General features: G+C 59.4%; 15 protein-coding genes. 9 read left to right on the top strand and 6 right to left on the bottom strand.

Annotation, left to right across the window (positions count from 1 at the left end):
• Positions 1–41: 41 nt before the first annotated feature.
• Positions 42–773, bottom strand: a complete 732-nt coding sequence (locus KOL70_RS20400; RefSeq protein ID WP_058757092.1) for a MurR/RpiR family transcriptional regulator — start codon at positions 771–773, stop codon at positions 42–44.
• A 176-nt stretch (positions 774–949) separates the two neighbouring features.
• On the opposite strand from KOL70_RS20400, the gene KOL70_RS20395 reads away from it, so the two are divergent.
• On the top strand, positions 950–1,603 hold the full coding sequence (locus KOL70_RS20395) for a hemolysin III family protein (protein ID WP_215481484.1): 654 nt from the start codon (positions 950–952) through the stop codon (positions 1,601–1,603).
• Positions 1,604–1,655: 52 nt separating this feature from the next.
• Here the strand turns inward: KOL70_RS20395 and ygfZ are convergent, their stop codons facing one another.
• The gene (gene ygfZ / locus KOL70_RS20390; RefSeq protein ID WP_215481483.1) at positions 1,656–2,639 is read right to left on the bottom strand and encodes a tRNA-modifying protein YgfZ; all 984 of its coding nucleotides are present in this window, start codon (positions 2,637–2,639) and stop codon (positions 1,656–1,658) included.
• Positions 2,640–2,867: 228 nt separating this feature from the next.
• Between ygfZ and sdhE the strand changes: the two genes are divergently transcribed.
• Both sdhE and KOL70_RS20380 read left to right on the top strand, forming a co-directional pair.
• Complete coding sequence (sdhE, locus tag KOL70_RS20385) at positions 2,868–3,134, top strand: FAD assembly factor SdhE (protein ID WP_010616925.1); 267 nt, start codon at positions 2,868–2,870, stop codon at positions 3,132–3,134.
• On the top strand, positions 3,109–3,528 hold the full coding sequence (locus tag KOL70_RS20380; protein ID WP_215481482.1) for a protein YgfX: 420 nt from the start codon (positions 3,109–3,111) through the stop codon (positions 3,526–3,528). The genes sdhE and KOL70_RS20380 overlap by 26 nt, the downstream gene beginning before the upstream one ends.
• Here the strand turns inward: KOL70_RS20380 and fldB are convergent.
• Positions 3,525–4,043 (bottom strand): flavodoxin FldB, encoded by a 519-nt coding sequence (gene fldB, locus KOL70_RS20375; protein WP_010616927.1) that lies wholly within the window; start codon positions 4,041–4,043, stop codon positions 3,525–3,527. The two genes, KOL70_RS20380 and fldB, sit on opposite strands and share 4 nt — an antisense overlap.
• Before the next feature lie 100 nt (positions 4,044–4,143).
• On the opposite strand from fldB, the gene xerD reads away from it, so the two are divergent.
• From xerD to recJ, 3 genes are read left to right on the top strand one after another with little or no spacing between them, the layout of a single operon-like run.
• Complete coding sequence (xerD, locus tag KOL70_RS20370) at positions 4,144–5,037, top strand: site-specific tyrosine recombinase XerD (protein ID WP_058757089.1); 894 nt, start codon at positions 4,144–4,146, stop codon at positions 5,035–5,037.
• A 22-nt stretch (positions 5,038–5,059) separates the two neighbouring features.
• Positions 5,060–5,773 (top strand): bifunctional protein-disulfide isomerase/oxidoreductase DsbC, encoded by a 714-nt coding sequence (gene dsbC / locus KOL70_RS20365; protein WP_215481481.1) that lies wholly within the window; start codon positions 5,060–5,062, stop codon positions 5,771–5,773.
• Positions 5,774–5,782: 9 nt separating this feature from the next.
• Complete coding sequence (gene recJ, locus KOL70_RS20360) at positions 5,783–7,510, top strand: single-stranded-DNA-specific exonuclease RecJ (protein ID WP_211725015.1); 1,728 nt, start codon at positions 5,783–5,785, stop codon at positions 7,508–7,510.
• Positions 7,511–7,513: 3 nt separating this feature from the next.
• On the opposite strand, the gene KOL70_RS20355 is transcribed toward recJ, so the two are convergent.
• On the bottom strand, positions 7,514–10,267 hold the full coding sequence (locus KOL70_RS20355) for an autotransporter domain-containing protein (RefSeq protein ID WP_215481480.1): 2,754 nt from the start codon (positions 10,265–10,267) through the stop codon (positions 7,514–7,516).
• Between the two features lie 551 nt (positions 10,268–10,818).
• Between KOL70_RS20355 and prfB the strand changes: the two genes are divergently transcribed.
• Both prfB and lysS read left to right on the top strand, forming a co-directional pair.
• A protein-coding gene (prfB, locus tag KOL70_RS20350; RefSeq protein WP_104093670.1) for a peptide chain release factor 2 occupies positions 10,819–11,917 on the top strand; the annotation gives its coding sequence in 2 pieces (ribosomal slippage) (positions 10,819–10,893 and positions 10,895–11,917; 1,098 coding nt in all).
• Between the two features lie 9 nt (positions 11,918–11,926).
• Positions 11,927–13,447: a lysine--tRNA ligase gene (lysS, locus tag KOL70_RS20345; protein ID WP_021506681.1), complete on the top strand. Its 1,521-nt coding sequence runs from the start codon at positions 11,927–11,929 to the stop codon at positions 13,445–13,447.
• A 177-nt stretch (positions 13,448–13,624) separates the two neighbouring features.
• On the opposite strand, the gene KOL70_RS20340 is transcribed toward lysS, so the two are convergent.
• Positions 13,625–14,251, bottom strand: coding sequence for a hypothetical protein (locus tag KOL70_RS20340; protein WP_021506683.1), 627 nt, complete (start codon positions 14,249–14,251; stop codon positions 13,625–13,627).
• Positions 14,252–14,642: 391 nt separating this feature from the next.
• Between KOL70_RS20340 and KOL70_RS20335 the strand changes: the two genes are divergently transcribed.
• Entirely contained in the window at positions 14,643–15,806 is a 1,164-nt protein-coding gene (locus tag KOL70_RS20335) for an MFS transporter (protein ID WP_215481479.1), read from the top strand.
• Here KOL70_RS20335 and KOL70_RS20330 read toward each other — a convergent pair.
• On the bottom strand, positions 15,803–16,723 hold the full coding sequence (locus KOL70_RS20330) for a LysR family transcriptional regulator (protein ID WP_215481478.1): 921 nt from the start codon (positions 16,721–16,723) through the stop codon (positions 15,803–15,805). The genes KOL70_RS20335 and KOL70_RS20330 overlap by 4 nt on opposite strands.
• Between the last annotated feature and the right edge of the window lie 61 nt (positions 16,724–16,784).

Below are 16,784 nucleotides of genomic sequence, written 5' to 3'. Positions count from 1 at the left end.
GCGCGGAAATGTGACTTGTTACCGCCGAAAAACAGGCTGTTTTATACCTGCGTGAGGCGGGCAATATAACGGCCCAGCGTCTCCAGAATATAAATCACCGGTACCTGAGTGGTAATATCGTAGCGGTCAGGCAGTTTCTCCTGCGGCACATGATAGGAGAGATTGAAATCCGCCATTTTCGCCAGCGAGCAGTTGTCGTGATTGGTGATGGAGATGATTTTACAGTGATGCAGACTGAACTGACTGGCAAAGCGCAGGATCTCTTCGGTTTCGCCAGAGACGGATAAAATAATCGCCAGCGCATTTTCCCAGGCGCTCTTACTCACCGGGTAATAAGGATCATCGATGTGATGGCTGAATTTGCCAATATTAGAAAAATAGCGCGCACCATATTTGCCAAGGCTGCCTGAAGTACCAGCACCAATAAAGAAAATGTGCTCAGCCTCAATAATCATTTGCGCCGCGGTGGCAATCTGCTGATCAAATTCTGCGTTATTGATGCTTTTAAAAAAGCTCAGCATTTCACCGACACCGGAGGGCAGCAGCACCGGCGCGCTTTGCTCCTGCGCCAGGCGAAAACGGATACGGAATTCTGACCAGCCGTCACAGTGCATTTTGCGGCAGAAGCGCAGCACCGTGGTGGTCGAGACGCCCGCCTGCGCCGCCAGTTCTCGGATGGTCATATAACTGACACTTTCCCGGTGTTTGATGATGAAGTGATAAACCTGCATCTCAAGGTCATTCAAACGGGACAGGTCGCTGTGTGAAAACATTCGGGCGGCGCTCACGGCAAAAAGAAGCCTCAGTGTAACAGATTGGTTTGCCGCTGGGTTGTCACACCTCTTCACAGAATAATTTTAGCGTACATGTGTACTCTGAAATTGTTCTTCGTTACTCTGGTGCACAGAAAAAGCACAACTTTCGTTACGATGTTCAGGAATCCGACGCCATGGTACAGAACCGACTTATTGCCCAGGGCTATTCACTGGCCGAAGAGATCGCCAACAGCATCAGCCACGGCCTGGGCTGTGTGTTTGGCATCGTGGGGCTGGTGTTGCTGTTGACCCAGGCCGTTGAAATGCAGGCGAATATCACCGCCATCACCAGCTATAGCCTGTACGGCGGCAGCATGATTTTGCTGTTCCTCGCCTCGACGCTGTATCACGCCATTTCGCACCAGCGCGCCAAATACTGGCTGAAGAAATTTGACCACTGCGCCATCTATTTGCTGATCGCCGGGACTTACACGCCGTTTCTGCTGGTCGGGCTGCAATCGCCGCTGGCGCAGGGATTGATGGTGGTGATCTGGAGTCTGGCGCTGGCGGGCATCATCTTTAAGCTGACCATTGCGCATCGCTTTAAAGTGCTGTCGCTGGTGACCTATCTCAGCATGGGCTGGCTGTCACTGGTGGTGATTTATCAGCTGGCAAACAAACTGTCGGCCGGCGGCGTCTGGCTGCTGGCGGCGGGCGGGATTGTCTATTCACTCGGGGTGATTTTCTATGTGTCGCGCCGTATCCCGTACAATCATGCCATCTGGCACGGTTTCGTGCTGGGCGGCAGCGTGCTGCACTTTTGCGCCATCTATTTTTACGTGATGTAACAAGGCAAGGGTCGCCGCTGATGGCGACCCTGCGGCGTACCAGCCGTAATCGTTACTCTCCCAGCGAATAGGGCAGCGGCTGAATGGTCAGCTTACCGCTTTCATCGCCTTCAACGCGCAGCACGCTGTCCGGCTCCAGATCGTTGTTCAGCACCGCCTGCACCCACACGCTGCCATCATCCAGCTGTACGCCGCTCAGCACCGTGCCGGTGCGACGCCATTTGTCGCCCATCTGCAACTCCAGCGAACTGGCCGCGTCCGGTACTTTGCTGGCGCTGCCCGCCAGCCAGTAGAGCGCACGTTTGTTGGCGCCGCGGAATTTGGCGCGCGCCACCATCTCCTGGCCGGTATAACAGCCTTTTTTAAAGCTGATGGCATCCAGCGCCTGCAGGTTGGTGGCTTGCGGAATCAGCTGCGCCGTGGTGGCGCTGTCGATCACCGGCACGCCCGCCGCAATATCCAGCGCCAGCCACTGCGTGCTGTCATTCAGCTGCGCTTCCCCGGCCAGCTTCTGCTGCAGCGCTTCGGCCTGCGCCGGCGTGGTGACCAGCAGAAAACGCTCGGCTGGCTCGGCGAACCACAGCAGGGTGGTGTCATCCTGCTGCACCACTGGGGTTGTGGCATCCGGCAGCGTGGCGAAAACGTTAGCCAGCGCGGCGCGCGCCTGAAAACCGGCAACGCCGAGCAGGACCGCGTCATCATCGGCCGCAATGGTCACTTTGGCGAACACCGCATACTTCTTCAGTTCGGTCACCTGCTGCTCGCGCAGATTGCGACGCACCAGGTAGGCATAACCTTCTCCGCGATGGAACAGACGCAGATTGCTCCACATTTTGCCTTTGGCATCGCAGTGCGCCGCCGGGCGATGCTGCGCTGCGTCCAGCGCCGCCACGTCCAGCGTCAGTTGACCCTGCAGATAAGAGGTGCTGTCTTTGCCCTGCACCGATACCAGCGCCCACTCGTCGAGCGACATTAGCGTTAAAGGCAGGCGCGACGCCGCAGCGGGCTGGCGAGGCGGAAGGGTGAAAATCGGCATGAGTCCGTCCTGATCAATAAGGTTTATTCAGTAATATGCTTACCAATGTTAAAAGAGCAGTGCGCCATTGCAACCTGTTTGCGGAATCTGGCGCACAAATCGCGTGATAACCCTGTAACCGGTGGCATTGCTGTGCGTCACCGCGCGCAGCGTCCGGTTGCACGCCTGCAGCGCGGCGAAAAAGCAGGTACACTGAGCGCCACTGTTATCAGCTGTGGAAGAAGACACATGGATATTCATGACAAAGCGCGCGTCCAGTGGGCATGCCGTCGCGGCATGCTGGAGCTGGATGTCTCGATCATGCCGTTCTTTAAATATGAGTATGATTCGCTGAGCGACAGCGACAAGCAGGTGTTTGTCGCGCTGCTGAAGAGCGACGATCCGGACCTGTTTAACTGGATGATGAACCACGGCGAACCGGCCGATCCCGAGTTCAAACGCATGGTGAAACTGATTCAGCAGCGCAACCGTGAACGCGGGCCGGTGGCAATGTAATCTGCACGCGTCACGCAGCGCGCGGGCGCTGAATGTGACGCTGTTCGGGCTGTGTGGCGCGCTGTTGCTGAGCTGCCGCTGGCCGGCGGGCTGGGGCTGGGTTCAGGTCGCGGTAGTGATCCTGCTGACCCTGCAGTGCTGGCGTAACGCGCGTCGCCTGCAGCAGCGCTGCGGAGCGCTCATGCTGGATGACAAGGGTGACTGGTACTGGCGCGGTGAGCGCTGGCAGGCGCAACGGCAGCCGGACTGGCTACCGTGGGGCGTGTTGCTGGTGCTGCGTAACCGGCGCGGGCAACGCTGGCGGCTATGGCTGCTGCACGACAGCATGCCGCCCGACGCGTGGCGCGCGTTACGCGCCCGCTGTTTTTTGCTGGATGGCGCGACGCCGCATTAAAGCAGCGCGGCGGTTTCGGTCAGAATCTGTTCGCACCACTGCTCGACGCGTTCTTCGCTCAACTCAAACTGATTAACGTCGTCGAGCGCCAGACCGACAAACTGCTGACCATCGGCGGTCAGCGGTTTTTTACTGGTAAACTGGTAGCCGTCGAGCGGCCAGTAACCGACAAACTGCACGCCCATCGGCAGCAGCAGTTCGTGCAGCATACCCAGCGCATCAAGGAACCATTCGCTGTACTCGACCTGGTCGCCCATGCCGTACAGCGCCACAATTTTTCCCTGCAGGTTGAGCGCCGGCAGCTGTTGCCACACCGCTTCCCAGTCCTCCTGCAGTTCGCCGAAATCCCAGGTCGGAATACCGAGAATCAGTAAATCGTACTGCTCCATCAGCGACGGATCGTCATCTTTCAGGTTATGCAGTGTGACTAATTCTTCACCGATAAAGTCGCGGATTTTCTCCGCCGTCATCTCGGTGTAACAGGTACTGGAACCGTAAAACAGACCGATATTCATGCAATTAATGCTCTGACTGAAACTCACTCTGGCGCAATTGTACCAGAAGCAGGCCAGTTTCAGGCATAATGAGCACGATTTCACACGGCGAGGGGCAACAGTGCAGGACAGCGATCTGATAGAACAGTTTCTCGACGCGCTCTGGATTGAGCGCAACCTGGCGCAGAACACGCTGGCGTCCTATCGTCAGGATTTGCAGACGCTCACTGCCTGGCTGCACCACCATGAGCGCACGCTGCTGACGCTGGAAGCCGCTGATTTGCAGCAGTTTCTGGCTGAGCGGATTGAGGGCGGTTACAAAGCCACCAGCTCAGCGCGTACCCTGAGCGCAATGCGCCGTCTGTTTCAGTATCTGTACCGCGAAAAGCTGCGCAGTGACGATCCCAGCGCGCTGTTATCAGCGCCGAAATTGCCGCAGCGCCTGCCAAAAGACCTGTCAGAAAATCAGGTCGAGCGCCTGTTACAGGCGCCGGCGACGGACATACCGCTTGAACTGCGTGACAAAGCGATGCTGGAGCTGCTGTACGCTACCGGGCTGCGCGTCTCTGAGCTGGTCGGTCTGACGTTGAGTGATGTCAGCCTGCGTCAGGGCGTGGTGCGCGTCATCGGTAAAGGCAATAAAGAGCGGCTGGTGCCATTAGGTGAAGAAGCAATTTACTGGCTGGAGCACTATATGGAACACGGGCGGCCGTGGCTGCTGAACGGACAGACCATTGACGTGCTGTTCCCCAGCAACCGCGCGCAGCAGATGACACGCCAGACCTTCTGGCATCGCATCAAACACTATGCCACCCTTGCCGGCATCGACAGCGAAAAGCTGTCACCGCACGTGCTGCGCCACGCATTTGCCACACATTTACTGAACCATGGTGCCGATTTACGCGTCGTACAGATGTTGCTGGGGCACAGCGACCTGTCGACCACCCAGATTTACACGCACGTGGCGACTGAGCGCCTGCGTCAGTTACATCAACAGCATCATCCGCGCGCCTGAGCAGCGGCAACAAGGATTTGAGATGAAAAAAACCGTTACGACGCTGGCTCTGCTGGTCAGCGCCTTTTCTGCGCTGGCCCATGCCGATGACAGCGCGATTCAGCAATCACTGAAAAAACTGGGTATGCAGCAGGCGGAAATCCAGCCGTCGCCGCTGCCGGGTATCAAAACGGTGCTGACCGAAAGCGGCGTGCTGTACGTCACCGAAGACGGCAAGCACATGATTCAGGGCCCGCTGTACGATGTCAGCGGCGCGCAGCCGGTGAATGTCACCAATCAGCTGCTGGAGAAAAAAGTCGCCGCGCTGGCACCGGAAATGATTGTCTACAAAGCGCCGAAAGAGCAGCACGTGATCACCGTGTTCACCGACATCACCTGCGGCTACTGCCGCAAGCTGCACGAACAGATGGCTGACTACAACGCGCTGGGCATCACCGTGCGCTATCTGGCGTTCCCGCGTGAAGGCCTGCACGGCCAGGTGGAGAAAGCCATGACCGCCATCTGGTGCAGTGCCGATCGCAACAAGGCATTTGATGCCGCAATGAAAGGCGACGTACCGCAAATGGATGCGCCGGCGAGCTGCAAAATCAATCTCGACCAGCACTACAAGCTGGGCATTCTGTTTGGTATTCAGGGCACGCCCGCCATCCTCACCGACAGCGGCATGATGATCCCTGGCTACCAGGGACCGCAGGAGCTGAAGCAGGTGCTGGACGGCCAGAAGCGTGGTGGTTAAGACACAGTGATGCACTCTGTAGAATTACGTCGGCGTGAAGCCCAGGCCGACGCGCAGTTACCCGATGATTTACCGCCGCTGCTGCGTCGTCTCTACCTGCAGCGCGGTGTCAAAGACGCTGCCGAACTGGAACGCGGCGCGAAATTCCTGCTGCCGTGGCAAAGCCTTGGCGGCATTGAGCGCGCCGTGACGCTGCTGCATGAGATGCTGCAGCAGCAACGCCGCATCGTGGTGGTGGGCGATTTCGATGCCGATGGTGCCACCAGCACTGCGCTCACCGTGCTGGCGCTGCGCAGCATGGGCGGCAATGTCGATTATCTGGTGCCGAACCGCTTTGAGGACGGCTATGGCCTGAGCCCGGAAGTGGTAGAGCAGGCGCGTGCGCGCGGCGCCGAGCTGATCCTCACCGTGGATAACGGCATTTCGTCGCACGCGGGCGTCGACACCGCACACCAGCACGGCATTCCGGTACTGATCACCGATCACCACCTGCCGGGCGAAACGCTGCCGGCGGCAGAAGCCATCGTTAACCCTAACCTGAGCGACAGCGCATTCCCGTCGCGTTCGCTGGCAGGCGTGGGCGTGGCGTTTTATCTGATGCTGGCGCTGCGTGCCCATCTGCGTCAGCAGAGCTGGTTCAGCGACGGACGCAGTGAACCCAATCTGGCCGAACTGCTGGATCTGGTGGCGCTCGGTACCGTGGCCGACGTGGTGCCGCTGGATGCCAACAACCGCATTCTGGTGTGGCAGGGGCTGAGCCGCATCCGCGCCGGGAAATGCCGTGCCGGCATCCGCGCGCTGCTGGAGATTGCCAACCGCGATGCGCGTCAGCTGGCGGCCAGCGACCTAGGTTTTGCCGTCGGGCCACGCCTCAATGCTGCCGGCCGGCTGGACGATATGTCGGTTGGCGTTGCACTGCTGCTGACGGAAGATATTGCCCAGGCGCGCATGCTGGCCAGCGAACTTGATGCGCTTAATCAGACGCGCAAAGAGATTGAACAGGGCATGAAGAGCGAAGCGCTGGCGCTGTGCGATGAGCTGGAGCGCCAGCATCGCGATCTGCCGCTCGGGCTGGCGTTTTATCACCCGGAGTGGCATCAGGGCGTGGTTGGCATCCTCGCGTCACGCCTGAAAGAGCGCTTCCACCGTCCGGTGATCGCCTTCGCGCCCGCCGGTGACGGCACGCTGAAGGGCTCTGGCCGTTCGATTGCCGGGCTGCACCTGCGCGACGCGCTGGAACGTATCGACACACTCTATCCTGGCCTGATCATCAAATTTGGCGGGCACGCCATGGCGGCGGGGCTGTCGCTGGAAGAGGCGAAGTATGATGAGTTCCGCCAGCGCTTTGCTGCGCTGATCGACGAATGGCTGGAAGGCGAGGCGCTGCAGGGCGTGATGTGGTCCGATGGCGAACTGCATGCGCAGGAGTTTACCCTGCACACCGCGGAAATGCTGCGGGAAGCCGGCCCCTGGGGCCAGGCGTTTCCGGAGCCGGTGTTCGACGGTCAGTTTAAGCTGTTGCAGCAGCGTCTGGTGGGCGAGCGTCACCTTAAGGTGATGGTCGAGCCGCTGGGCGGCGGCCCGTTACTGGATGGTATCGCTTTTAACGTCGACACCAGCCTGTGGCCAGACAGCAGCGTGCGTCAGGTGCAGCTGGCCTACAAGCTGGATATCAACGAATACCGCGGCAACCGCTCGGTACAGCTGATCATCGACCATATCTGGCCGCAGTCGTAACCTTTAGAACGTGACGTCGACACCGCCGCGCAGCACCTTCTCATCGCCGCGATCGGCCACGTGGCGGTCGGCACGCAGGAACAGCCGCGCGCGTGCCGACTGCACCAGATCAACCCGCGCACCAAACCACTGCGAGCGGCGATCGAGCTGCATACCCGGGATGGTGAAGCTCTGCTGACCACTGCCGAAGCCGCTCCAGCGCGCGCTGACGTCCATCGACGGATTGCTGAACGCGTACTGGTATTCGCCGTACAGGCTCAGCATGCTCCACCAGCCCGCCGACCAGTCCTGGCGCGCGCTGAGATTCAGGCCACCGTAACCGACGCTGCGGCGATAGCTGTCGCCGTCGCCCTGCAGACCAAACGCGCTGCCGCTGTCGCTGAAGCTGCCGGTTTGCAGGCCGGTTTCACGCCAGCCGAGATAGGGCTCAATGCGATAATCCTCCTGTAGCGTCCAGCGATAGCCGCTCTGTAACGCTGCCTGCCAGCTGTCAGTGCGGGCGGAAGAGGAGACCGGTGCAGCTTCATCCAGCAGCACCAGGCGCTGCAGTTTGTCGCGTCCATGCTGATAGCTGAGATTGCCCTGCCAGTACCAGGCTGGCGTCACCGCATAGCGCCCATACAGCATTACGCCCTGCAGGCTGTTCTGGCTGTTGCCGCCGGTGTCGTCATAGGTGGCATCAAGCTGAGTGTGCGTCCAGGCGATGCCGAGGCGCAGGCCGGGCAGGCCAAAATCGCTGTCGGCACCCAGCGCGGTCAGGGTATTGCGATAGCGGTTGCCGAGATAGCCATCCTGATCGAGCGAACCGCGCAGCTGACCGCTCTCCAGCCAGAAGCCGAAGCGCCCCTGTTCGCTGGCATCATCGATGCGGTTGTTGAGCAGGCGCGTCTGATAATCAAGCGCGTTGAACAGCACCGCATTGCCGGAGGCATGCGCCTGGCCGGACAGGGAGTTGATCGCCGCCTGTGCGCTGCGGGTGTCCGCCAGCGTCTGGAAGGCGCCTGCGGCCGCCAGCGCTGACTGCTGCGCACTGCTCAGCGTCGCCTGACCCTGCCAGCGGTCCGCCAGCTCAAACGCCTGCTCCAGGTTGCGGCTGGTTTGCTGCGCGCTGGTGCTATCGATTCCCATCGCCTGTGCCGCCGCGGCGGTGTTTTTACGCGTTAGCTGGCCGGTAACGCTGTGGGCGTCATAGCTGACGGAACCGTCGAGAAATACGCCGGTATTGACCTGGCTAAACTGACCGCTCACGCCGCCGCCGCTGGTCAGCAACGTTTCCTGCTGTTTCACCACGTAGCTGGCGGAGGGCGGCGCCAGGTTTAGCGTGCCGTCAAGCGCCGCGTTGCCGGTCACGCGCAGCGGATTGTTCAGCGTGACGTTGAGCGTACCGTCGGCGCTTTGCTGATAGTTGCCCGCCACCTGCAGGCCGCTATTAACCGATCCCTGGTTGACCAGATTGCCGCCGATGCGTCCGCTGCCACCCAGTTTGCCGCTGCCGTTTACCAGCGCATTGCCGGCAATCGCACCGTCAATCAGCAGGCTATTGGCGGAGACCTGCGTCAGGCCCTGATAGCTGTTGTTGCCGGTCAGCTGCAGCGTACCGCCGCGTTCGCTGCCGTCCAGCACCAGCCCGCGATCGCCGCTGATGTCATTGCTGAACACATACTGGCCGCCGTCGAGGCGCGCACTGAAGTCCTCTGCCCAGAATTGTCCCGGCCCGTTTAAGGCTTTGGCGGCGTTAAGATCGCCCCAGCCGAACGTCTCATTGTATGGCCGCCCGTTCGCGCTGTCGGCGACGTTATCGTGCGCATCACTGCGGTAAGTGGCGGTGGTCAGCAGGGTTTGCTGCAGGTTATGGCCGCTCATCCACGGGAAACGCTGCAGCAGCTGCGAGGCCGCAGCCGTCACGCGCGGTGCGGCAAACGAGGTGCCGTAGCTGCGCGCCTGCACCCAGCTGCCGTCGGAGTTTTGATACAGGTAATCGGTATAGCCCGGCGCGGTCAGGCACCACGCGGCGGCCGCGCCGCAGGCGTCAAACGGTCCGGTGCCGGCTGCGCGGCCTGGCAGGTCATAACCGGTATGACTCAGGATACCGGTCACCGCCAGCAGATTACGCGCCAGCTGCGGGTCGTTATACATCAGCGGTGTCAGCACGTCCGGTGCCGGCGTGGCGCCGCTGTTGTTGCCGGTGATCATCACCGCCAGCCCATCTGCCGCAGCCACCGCGTGGAGCCCCTGATACAGCGACTGATAGCGCTGGCGCGCATCGGTCAGTGCCTGCTGGCTGGTGAGGCGCTCCTGCGAACCGTAGGACATATTGAAGATGCGTACGCCCTGTGCCACTAATCCCTGCACGGCGCGCGCAGTATTGTCATAGCTGAAAATGTTATTTTGTGATGCCTGCGCCACATACAGCGCGCTGTCAGGCGACAGCCCCAGTAGCGTCATCGCCACCAGCGTGCCGTGGCCATTGATCCCCATGTTGTCATTCAGCGCGGTGTTGCTGTCGACATAACTGGAGAAATTCACGTTGGCGTAATTAATTCCGCTGCGGCCCGGGGCCAGACCAGAGTCAATGATGCCCACTTTATTGCTGGCGGCCGTGGCCGGCACCGCAGGTTCAACAACCGGCGTGACCGGGTTCAGGGTGCTGCCGCCGCCGCTACCACCGCCTCCGCCACCACAGGCGCTGAGCAGAAACGGGATGAGGAGCGCCAGCAGGCGCGGTGAGGGTCGAAAAGTAACAACAGGATAATGCATGGCAACTCCTCATGCCTCTCAGGGCATGTTGTCGCCCGTTCACGTTAACGGGCCTGAATGCAGTCTTTCCCTGTCACGAATACTCCTGAGCAACGTGGCTGACAGACAGAACGCAATAGATGAAGCACGAACCCCTGGGATTCCGCCAGGGTGCAGAAAGGATAAGGTGCACACTGGCCGGTTGATGGCCAGGACAGCGCAGCATTGCGCAGGCTAATCACGCTATATCACGCTTCGAACCAGACATTTCTGATGGTGGAGTTTTAATGATTTTGTCTGAGAAATCATGGGTTTTAATGACGCCAGCTGGCGTTTATTGCCGTGATTATGTAGGAAAATTCTGAAGACGCACCGCGTAGGTGGCGAGTGACAGCGGGATTTCTGGCAACCACGCTACCTGCCGGTTTCCAGAACTGGCGCAATTATTTTCTGCCGGTTCATACGCGGTATAGCCATTGATGTGCAAAGCTACAAACCAGGCGCGCTTTCGGGTAAACTAGCGCGTTACTTTTATCTCTTCTCACCGAATCGTCAAAAAAGACTGAAAAGCCATGTTTGAAATTAATCCGGTCAAAAATCGTATCCAGGACCTCAGCGAGCGCAGCAGCGTTCTTAGGGGGTATCTTTGACTACGATGCCAAGAAAGAACGCCTCGAAGAAGTAAACGCCGAGCTGGAACAGCCGGACGTCTGGAACGAACCTGAACGCGCGCAGGCGCTGGGCAAAGAGCGCGCCTCGCTGGAAGCGGTAGTTGAAACGCTCGACCAGATGCAGCAGGGGCTGGAAGACGTGCAGGGTCTGCTGGAGCTGGCGGTTGAAGCCGACGACGAAGAGACTTTTAACGAAGCCGTGGTCGAGCTGGACGCGCTGGACGTGAAACTGGGTGAACTGGAGTTCCGCCGTATGTTCTCCGGCGAATACGACAGCGCCGACTGCTACATGGATATTCAGGCCGGCTCTGGCGGCACCGAAGCGCAGGACTGGGCCAGCATGCTGCTGCGCATGTATCTGCGCTGGGCGGAAGCCAAAGGCTTCAAAACCGAGATCATCGAAGAGTCCGAAGGCGAAGTGGCCGGTACCAAATCAGCCACCATCAAAATCATAGGTGATTACGCTTACGGCTGGCTGCGTACCGAAACCGGCGTTCATCGTCTGGTGCGTAAGAGCCCGTTCGACTCCGGCGGTCGTCGTCACACCTCCTTCAGTTCGGTATTTATTTACCCGGAAGTGGATGACAACATCGACATCGAAATCAACCCGGCCGACCTGCGTATCGACGTCTATCGCGCCTCGGGTGCCGGTGGTCAGCACGTTAACAAAACCGAGTCAGCGGTGCGTATTACCCACCTGCCGACCAACATTGTGGTGCAGTGCCAGAACGACCGCTCGCAGCATAAGAACAAAGATCAGGCCTTCAAACAGCTGCGTGCCAAGCTGTATGAATACGAAATGCAGAAGAAGAATGCCGACAAGCAGGCGGCGGAAGAGAACAAGTCGGACATCGGCTGGGGCAGCCAGATCCGTTCATACGTTCTTGACGATTCGCGCATCAAGGATCTGCGTACCAGCGTAGAAACGCGTAACACCCAGGCCGTACTGGATGGCGATCTTGACCGTTTTATTGAAGCAAGTTTAAAAGCAGGGCTATAAGGAACCGACATGTCTGAACAACAACCGCAGAGCGCTGATGCCGCCCTTGAGTTAAACAACGAACTGAAAGCGCGTCGCGAAAAACTCAGCGCGCTGCGTGAAAAGGGCGTGGCGTTTCCTAACGATTTCCGCCGTGACACCACCTCCGATCGTCTGCATGCCGACTATGACAGCAAAGAGAACGACGAGCTGGAAGCGCTCGGCGTTGAGGTGAGCGTAGCCGGTCGTATGATGACCCGCCGCATCATGGGTAAGGCGTCGTTCGCCACCCTGCAGGATGTGGGCGGTCAGATCCAGATCTACGTTTCCCGTGACGATCTGCCGGAAGGCGTCTACAATGAGCAGTTCAAAAAATGGGATCTCGGCGATATCCTCGGCGCGCGCGGTAAGCTGTTCAAAACCAAAACCGGCGAGCTGTCGATCCACATCTCTGAACTGCGCCTGCTGACCAAAGCGCTGCGTCCGCTGCCGGACAAATTCCACGGCCTCGCCGATCAGGAAACCCGTTACCGTCAGCGTTACCTTGACCTGATCTCCAACGACGATTCGCGTAAGACCTTCAAAATTCGCTCACAAATCATGGCCGGCATTCGTCAGTTCATGGTTAACCGCGACTTTATGGAAGTAGAAACGCCGATGATGCAGGTGATTCCTGGCGGCGCATCCGCGCGTCCGTTCATCACTCATCACAACGCGCTCGACATCGACATGTACCTGCGTATTGCGCCGGAGCTGTATCTGAAGCGTCTGGTGGTTGGCGGTTTCGATCGCGTGTTTGAGATCAACCGTAACTTCCGTAACGAAGGGATTTCGCCGCGCCACAATCCAGAGTTCACCATGATGGAACTCTATATGGCGTATGCGGATTACAAAGATCTGATCGAACTGACCGAGAGTCTGTTCCGTACCCTGGCGCAGGACGTGCTGGGCACGACGGAAGTGCCTTACGGTGAGCACACCTTCGATTTCGGCAAGCCGTTTGAGAAGCTCACCATGCGTGAAGCGATCAAGAAATACCGTCCTGAGACGGACCTCGCCGATCTGGATGACTTTGATAAAGCAGTGGCGATTGCCAACGCGCTGCACATTAAAGTGGAGAAGAGCTGGGGTCTGGGCCGCGTGGTGACCGAGATCTTCGAAGAGACCGCCGAAGCGCACCTGATTCAGCCAACCTTCATCACCGAGTATCCGGCAGAGGTGTCACCGCTGGCGCGTCGTAATGACGAGAACCCGGAAATCACCGACCGCTTTGAGTTCTTCATCGGCGGCCGTGAAATCGGTAACGGCTTCTCCGAGCTGAACGATGCGGAAGATCAGGCCGAGCGTTTCCTGCAGCAGGTTAACGCGAAGGACGCCGGTGATGACGAAGCGATGTTCTACGACGAAGACTACGTCACCGCGCTGGAGCACGGTCTGCCACCGACTGCGGGTCTGGGCATCGGTATTGACCGTCTGGTCATGCTGTTCACCAACAGCCACACCATTCGTGACGTGATCCTGTTCCCGGCTCTGCGTCCGACCGGTAAGTAATCAGGTTGCCTTCACCCTCACCCTAACCCTCTCCCATGGGGAGAGGGGACTTGCCTGTACCCCGGTGGGAGAGGGCCGCTGTGGTTTTCTCCCTCTCCCTGTGGCAGAGGTCAGCTCTGGTTTTCTCCCTCTCCCCGTGGGAGAGGGCCGGGGTGAGGGCATCAGCGCGCACCCAACCTAAGACTTCACCACCCCATCCAGCCACGCCTGGAACCGCGCATAAGGCACATACAGCGCCACATCTTTAAACAGCGTTTTGCCGCTCTTATTATCATCAATCCGACTGCTATAGCCGACAATCACCCCGGCCAGCGTGTCGTCGCTGGCGTTATACACCGCGCCGCCGGACATGCCTTTCACCACGCCGGCATTGGCCGCCACCACTACGCAGCTGGCCTTATTCCAGTCATTGCTCAGCGTCGTATTGATCAGATTTTTGCCGCTTGATGCCACCGGCAGCGCGGAGATAAAGCTATACCCATACAGATTAACGTTGTCGCCGATATGGCTGTTGCGGAACTGCGGGGGCAGATTGGCTTCTTTATTCGCATGATAAACCACGGCGATATCGCACTCCGGATGCCAGGCCTTCACCCGATACAGCGAATATTTGGCCACGTGTGCCGCCGTCAGGCTATATTCGCGCGTCAGGGGGATAGTGGTGCCCAGCGCACCCATGCCGAGCACGGTGGGGATGCCGGTAACGGTCATATCGACGCGCCTGGCCGCTTCTGAGCTGTATTCATAGTGCCCGACCGAACAGCCGCTTAAGCCGCCGATCGCCAGCGCGATGATCCATCGCATAACTCTGTCCCCCTGTTGTGTTGACGCCGCATTACCGGGCAATCCATTGGGGTATCGGCAATGTGCGACCATCCTTTACTGCCTGATTTAACGCCAGAAAGCGCCGTCGCTGTGACAGCGATCACAACCTGTTATCAAGCGTAGTCTGTTATCGCCGTCCTGTCTCAGTGATGCATAAGCGACACTTTTTAGCGCCGGCATTATTGCCGCGCAGGCAAAATAGCCTTGCTGCCGCCCGGGTGGTTGATAGCCGGAGGCTGTGCTTTAATAGCAGACTGTGACGCAGTTCAAAAATAAACATCCCCGCACTGTCGGAGGGATACGCGTCTGTCTTAACCGTACGGCGTTCGTCGTGCGGCCCGCCTGCAAAATTATTTTGGGAGAGTGTGTTATGCCTGTTGCATTACTGGCGCTGGCGCTGAGTGCGTTCGCCATCGGCACCACGGAGTTCGTCATCATGGGGTTACTGCCGGAAGTGGCGGGTGACCTGCAGGTGTCGATTCCTTCTGCGGGCTGGCTGATCAGCGGCTATGCGCTGGGCGTGGCTATCGGCGCGCCAATCATGGCGCTGCTGACCGCGAAACTGCCGCGTAAACGTACCCTGATTCTGCTGATGATCATCTTCATCATCGGCAACGTACTCTGTGCGCTGGCTTATACCTATAACCTGCTGATGCTGGCGCGCGTCATTACCGCGTTGTGTCACGGTGCGTTCTTCGGCATCGGTTCAGTGGTGGCGGCCAGCCTGGTGGCACCGAGCCGTCAGGCGTCGGCGGTGGCGCTAATGTTTACCGGTCTGACGCTGGCCAACGTACTGGGCGTGCCGCTCGGCACCTGGTTTGGTCAGCTGTTTGGCTGGCGCGCCACCTTCTGGGGCGTGGCGATTATTGGCATCCTCGCGTTCATCGCGCTGATCGTCAGCCTGCCGACTAACAAAGATGAAAAACCGGTGCACCTGGCAAGCGAAATCAGCGCGCTGGCCAACGGCAAACTGTGGCTGTCACTGCTGATGACGGTGTGTTTTGCCGCCGCGATGTTTGCGCTGTTCAGCTACATTGCGCCGCTGCTGCTGCAGGTGACCGGCATCAGCGATCGCGGTGTCAGCTGGACGCTGTTCCTGATTGGCGCTGGCCTGACGGTGGGTAACATTGTTGGCGGAAAACTGGCGGACTGGAAAGTGTCGTTCAGCCTGATCCTCAGCTTTTCGCTGATCGCCGTGTTCTCGCTGCTGTTCAGCTGGACCAGCCATGCGCTGTGGCTGGCAGAGATAACCCTGTTCCTGTGGGCGATGGCGACCTTCGCCACCGTGCCGGGCCTGCAAATCAACGTGGTGCGCCACGGCAAAGACGCGCCGAACCTGGTGTCGACGCTCAACATCTCGGCCTTCAACGTCGGTAACGCACTTGGTGCGTGGGTGGGCGGCGCAGTGATCGACAAAGGCTATGGCCTGACGGCGGTGCCGGTCGCGGCAGCAGCGCTGGCGACAGCGGGCTTAGTGGTTTGTCTGCTGACCTTCCGCAAATCGGGCGGTCAGCGCGAGACGGTGCGCGCTTAAGCCAGCCGCTGGGCGATGCGCTGCGGAAAGGTGGCCACCTGCTGCTGCAGGTGGTCGCAGAAGTGATCGACCAGCGCCGATGCCGGCCGATGCTGTGGCCGCACCAGGCTCACCGTGAACGGCACGGCAATACTGAAGCGGCGCATCACCACGCCGCTGTCGGCGTAATCCAGCGCCGTCAGCGGATTAACAATCGAAATACCCACCCCGGCGCGCACCATCGCGCACACCGACGCGGCGCTGTGCGTCTCCAGCACCAGCCGCCGCTCCACCTGCTGCTCATGGAACAGCGCATCCAGCAACTGACGATAGCTATCGCTGCGCGACAGGCTGACATAGTTTTCACCGTGAAAATCCTGCGGCGTCAGCACCGCCCGCTGACACAGCGGATGCTGCGGCGGCAGCACGCACACTTCATCACAGGTCAGCAGTGCCAGGCGTTCAGTCCCGGCGGGTGCATGCTGGGTTTCGGTCAGACCGAGATCGTAGCGCTGCGCCGACAGCCACTCCTCCAGCAGCGGCGACTCCTGCGGAATAATATTCAGGCTCACCTGCGGATAGCGCTGTAAAAACGGCTGCAGCAGCGGCGGCAACAGCGACTGGGAAAAGACCGGCAGGCAGGCGATGGACAGCTCGCCCTGGCGGAACTGGCGCAACCCTTCGGCGGCATCCATGATGCGATCCAGACCGTACCACGAGCGCTGCACCTCTTCGTACAGCCGCAGCCCCTGCACGGTGGGCTGCAGGCGGCCGCGCACCCGCTCAAACAGCTGTAAGCCCAACTGCTGCTCCAGCCGCGCCAGTTCGCGGCTCACCGTTGGCTGCGAGGTATGCAGCAGCGTGGCAGCCTGGGTCAGATTGCCGCTGGTCATCACCGCGTGAAAGATTTCGATATGCCGCCAGTTAATTTTTGCCATCGTCGCCTCCATGTCATCCATATCATATTTGCATAGCTGATGCTTAAACAGATATTTTTCT

The sequence above is a fragment of the Pantoea sp. B270 genome, assembly GCF_018726825.1.
Lineage (GTDB): Bacteria > Pseudomonadota > Gammaproteobacteria > Enterobacterales > Enterobacteriaceae > Pantoea > Pantoea dispersa.
The sequence above is the reverse complement of the archived record's forward strand: the minus strand, read 5'-3'. Positions and strand labels throughout refer to the sequence as shown.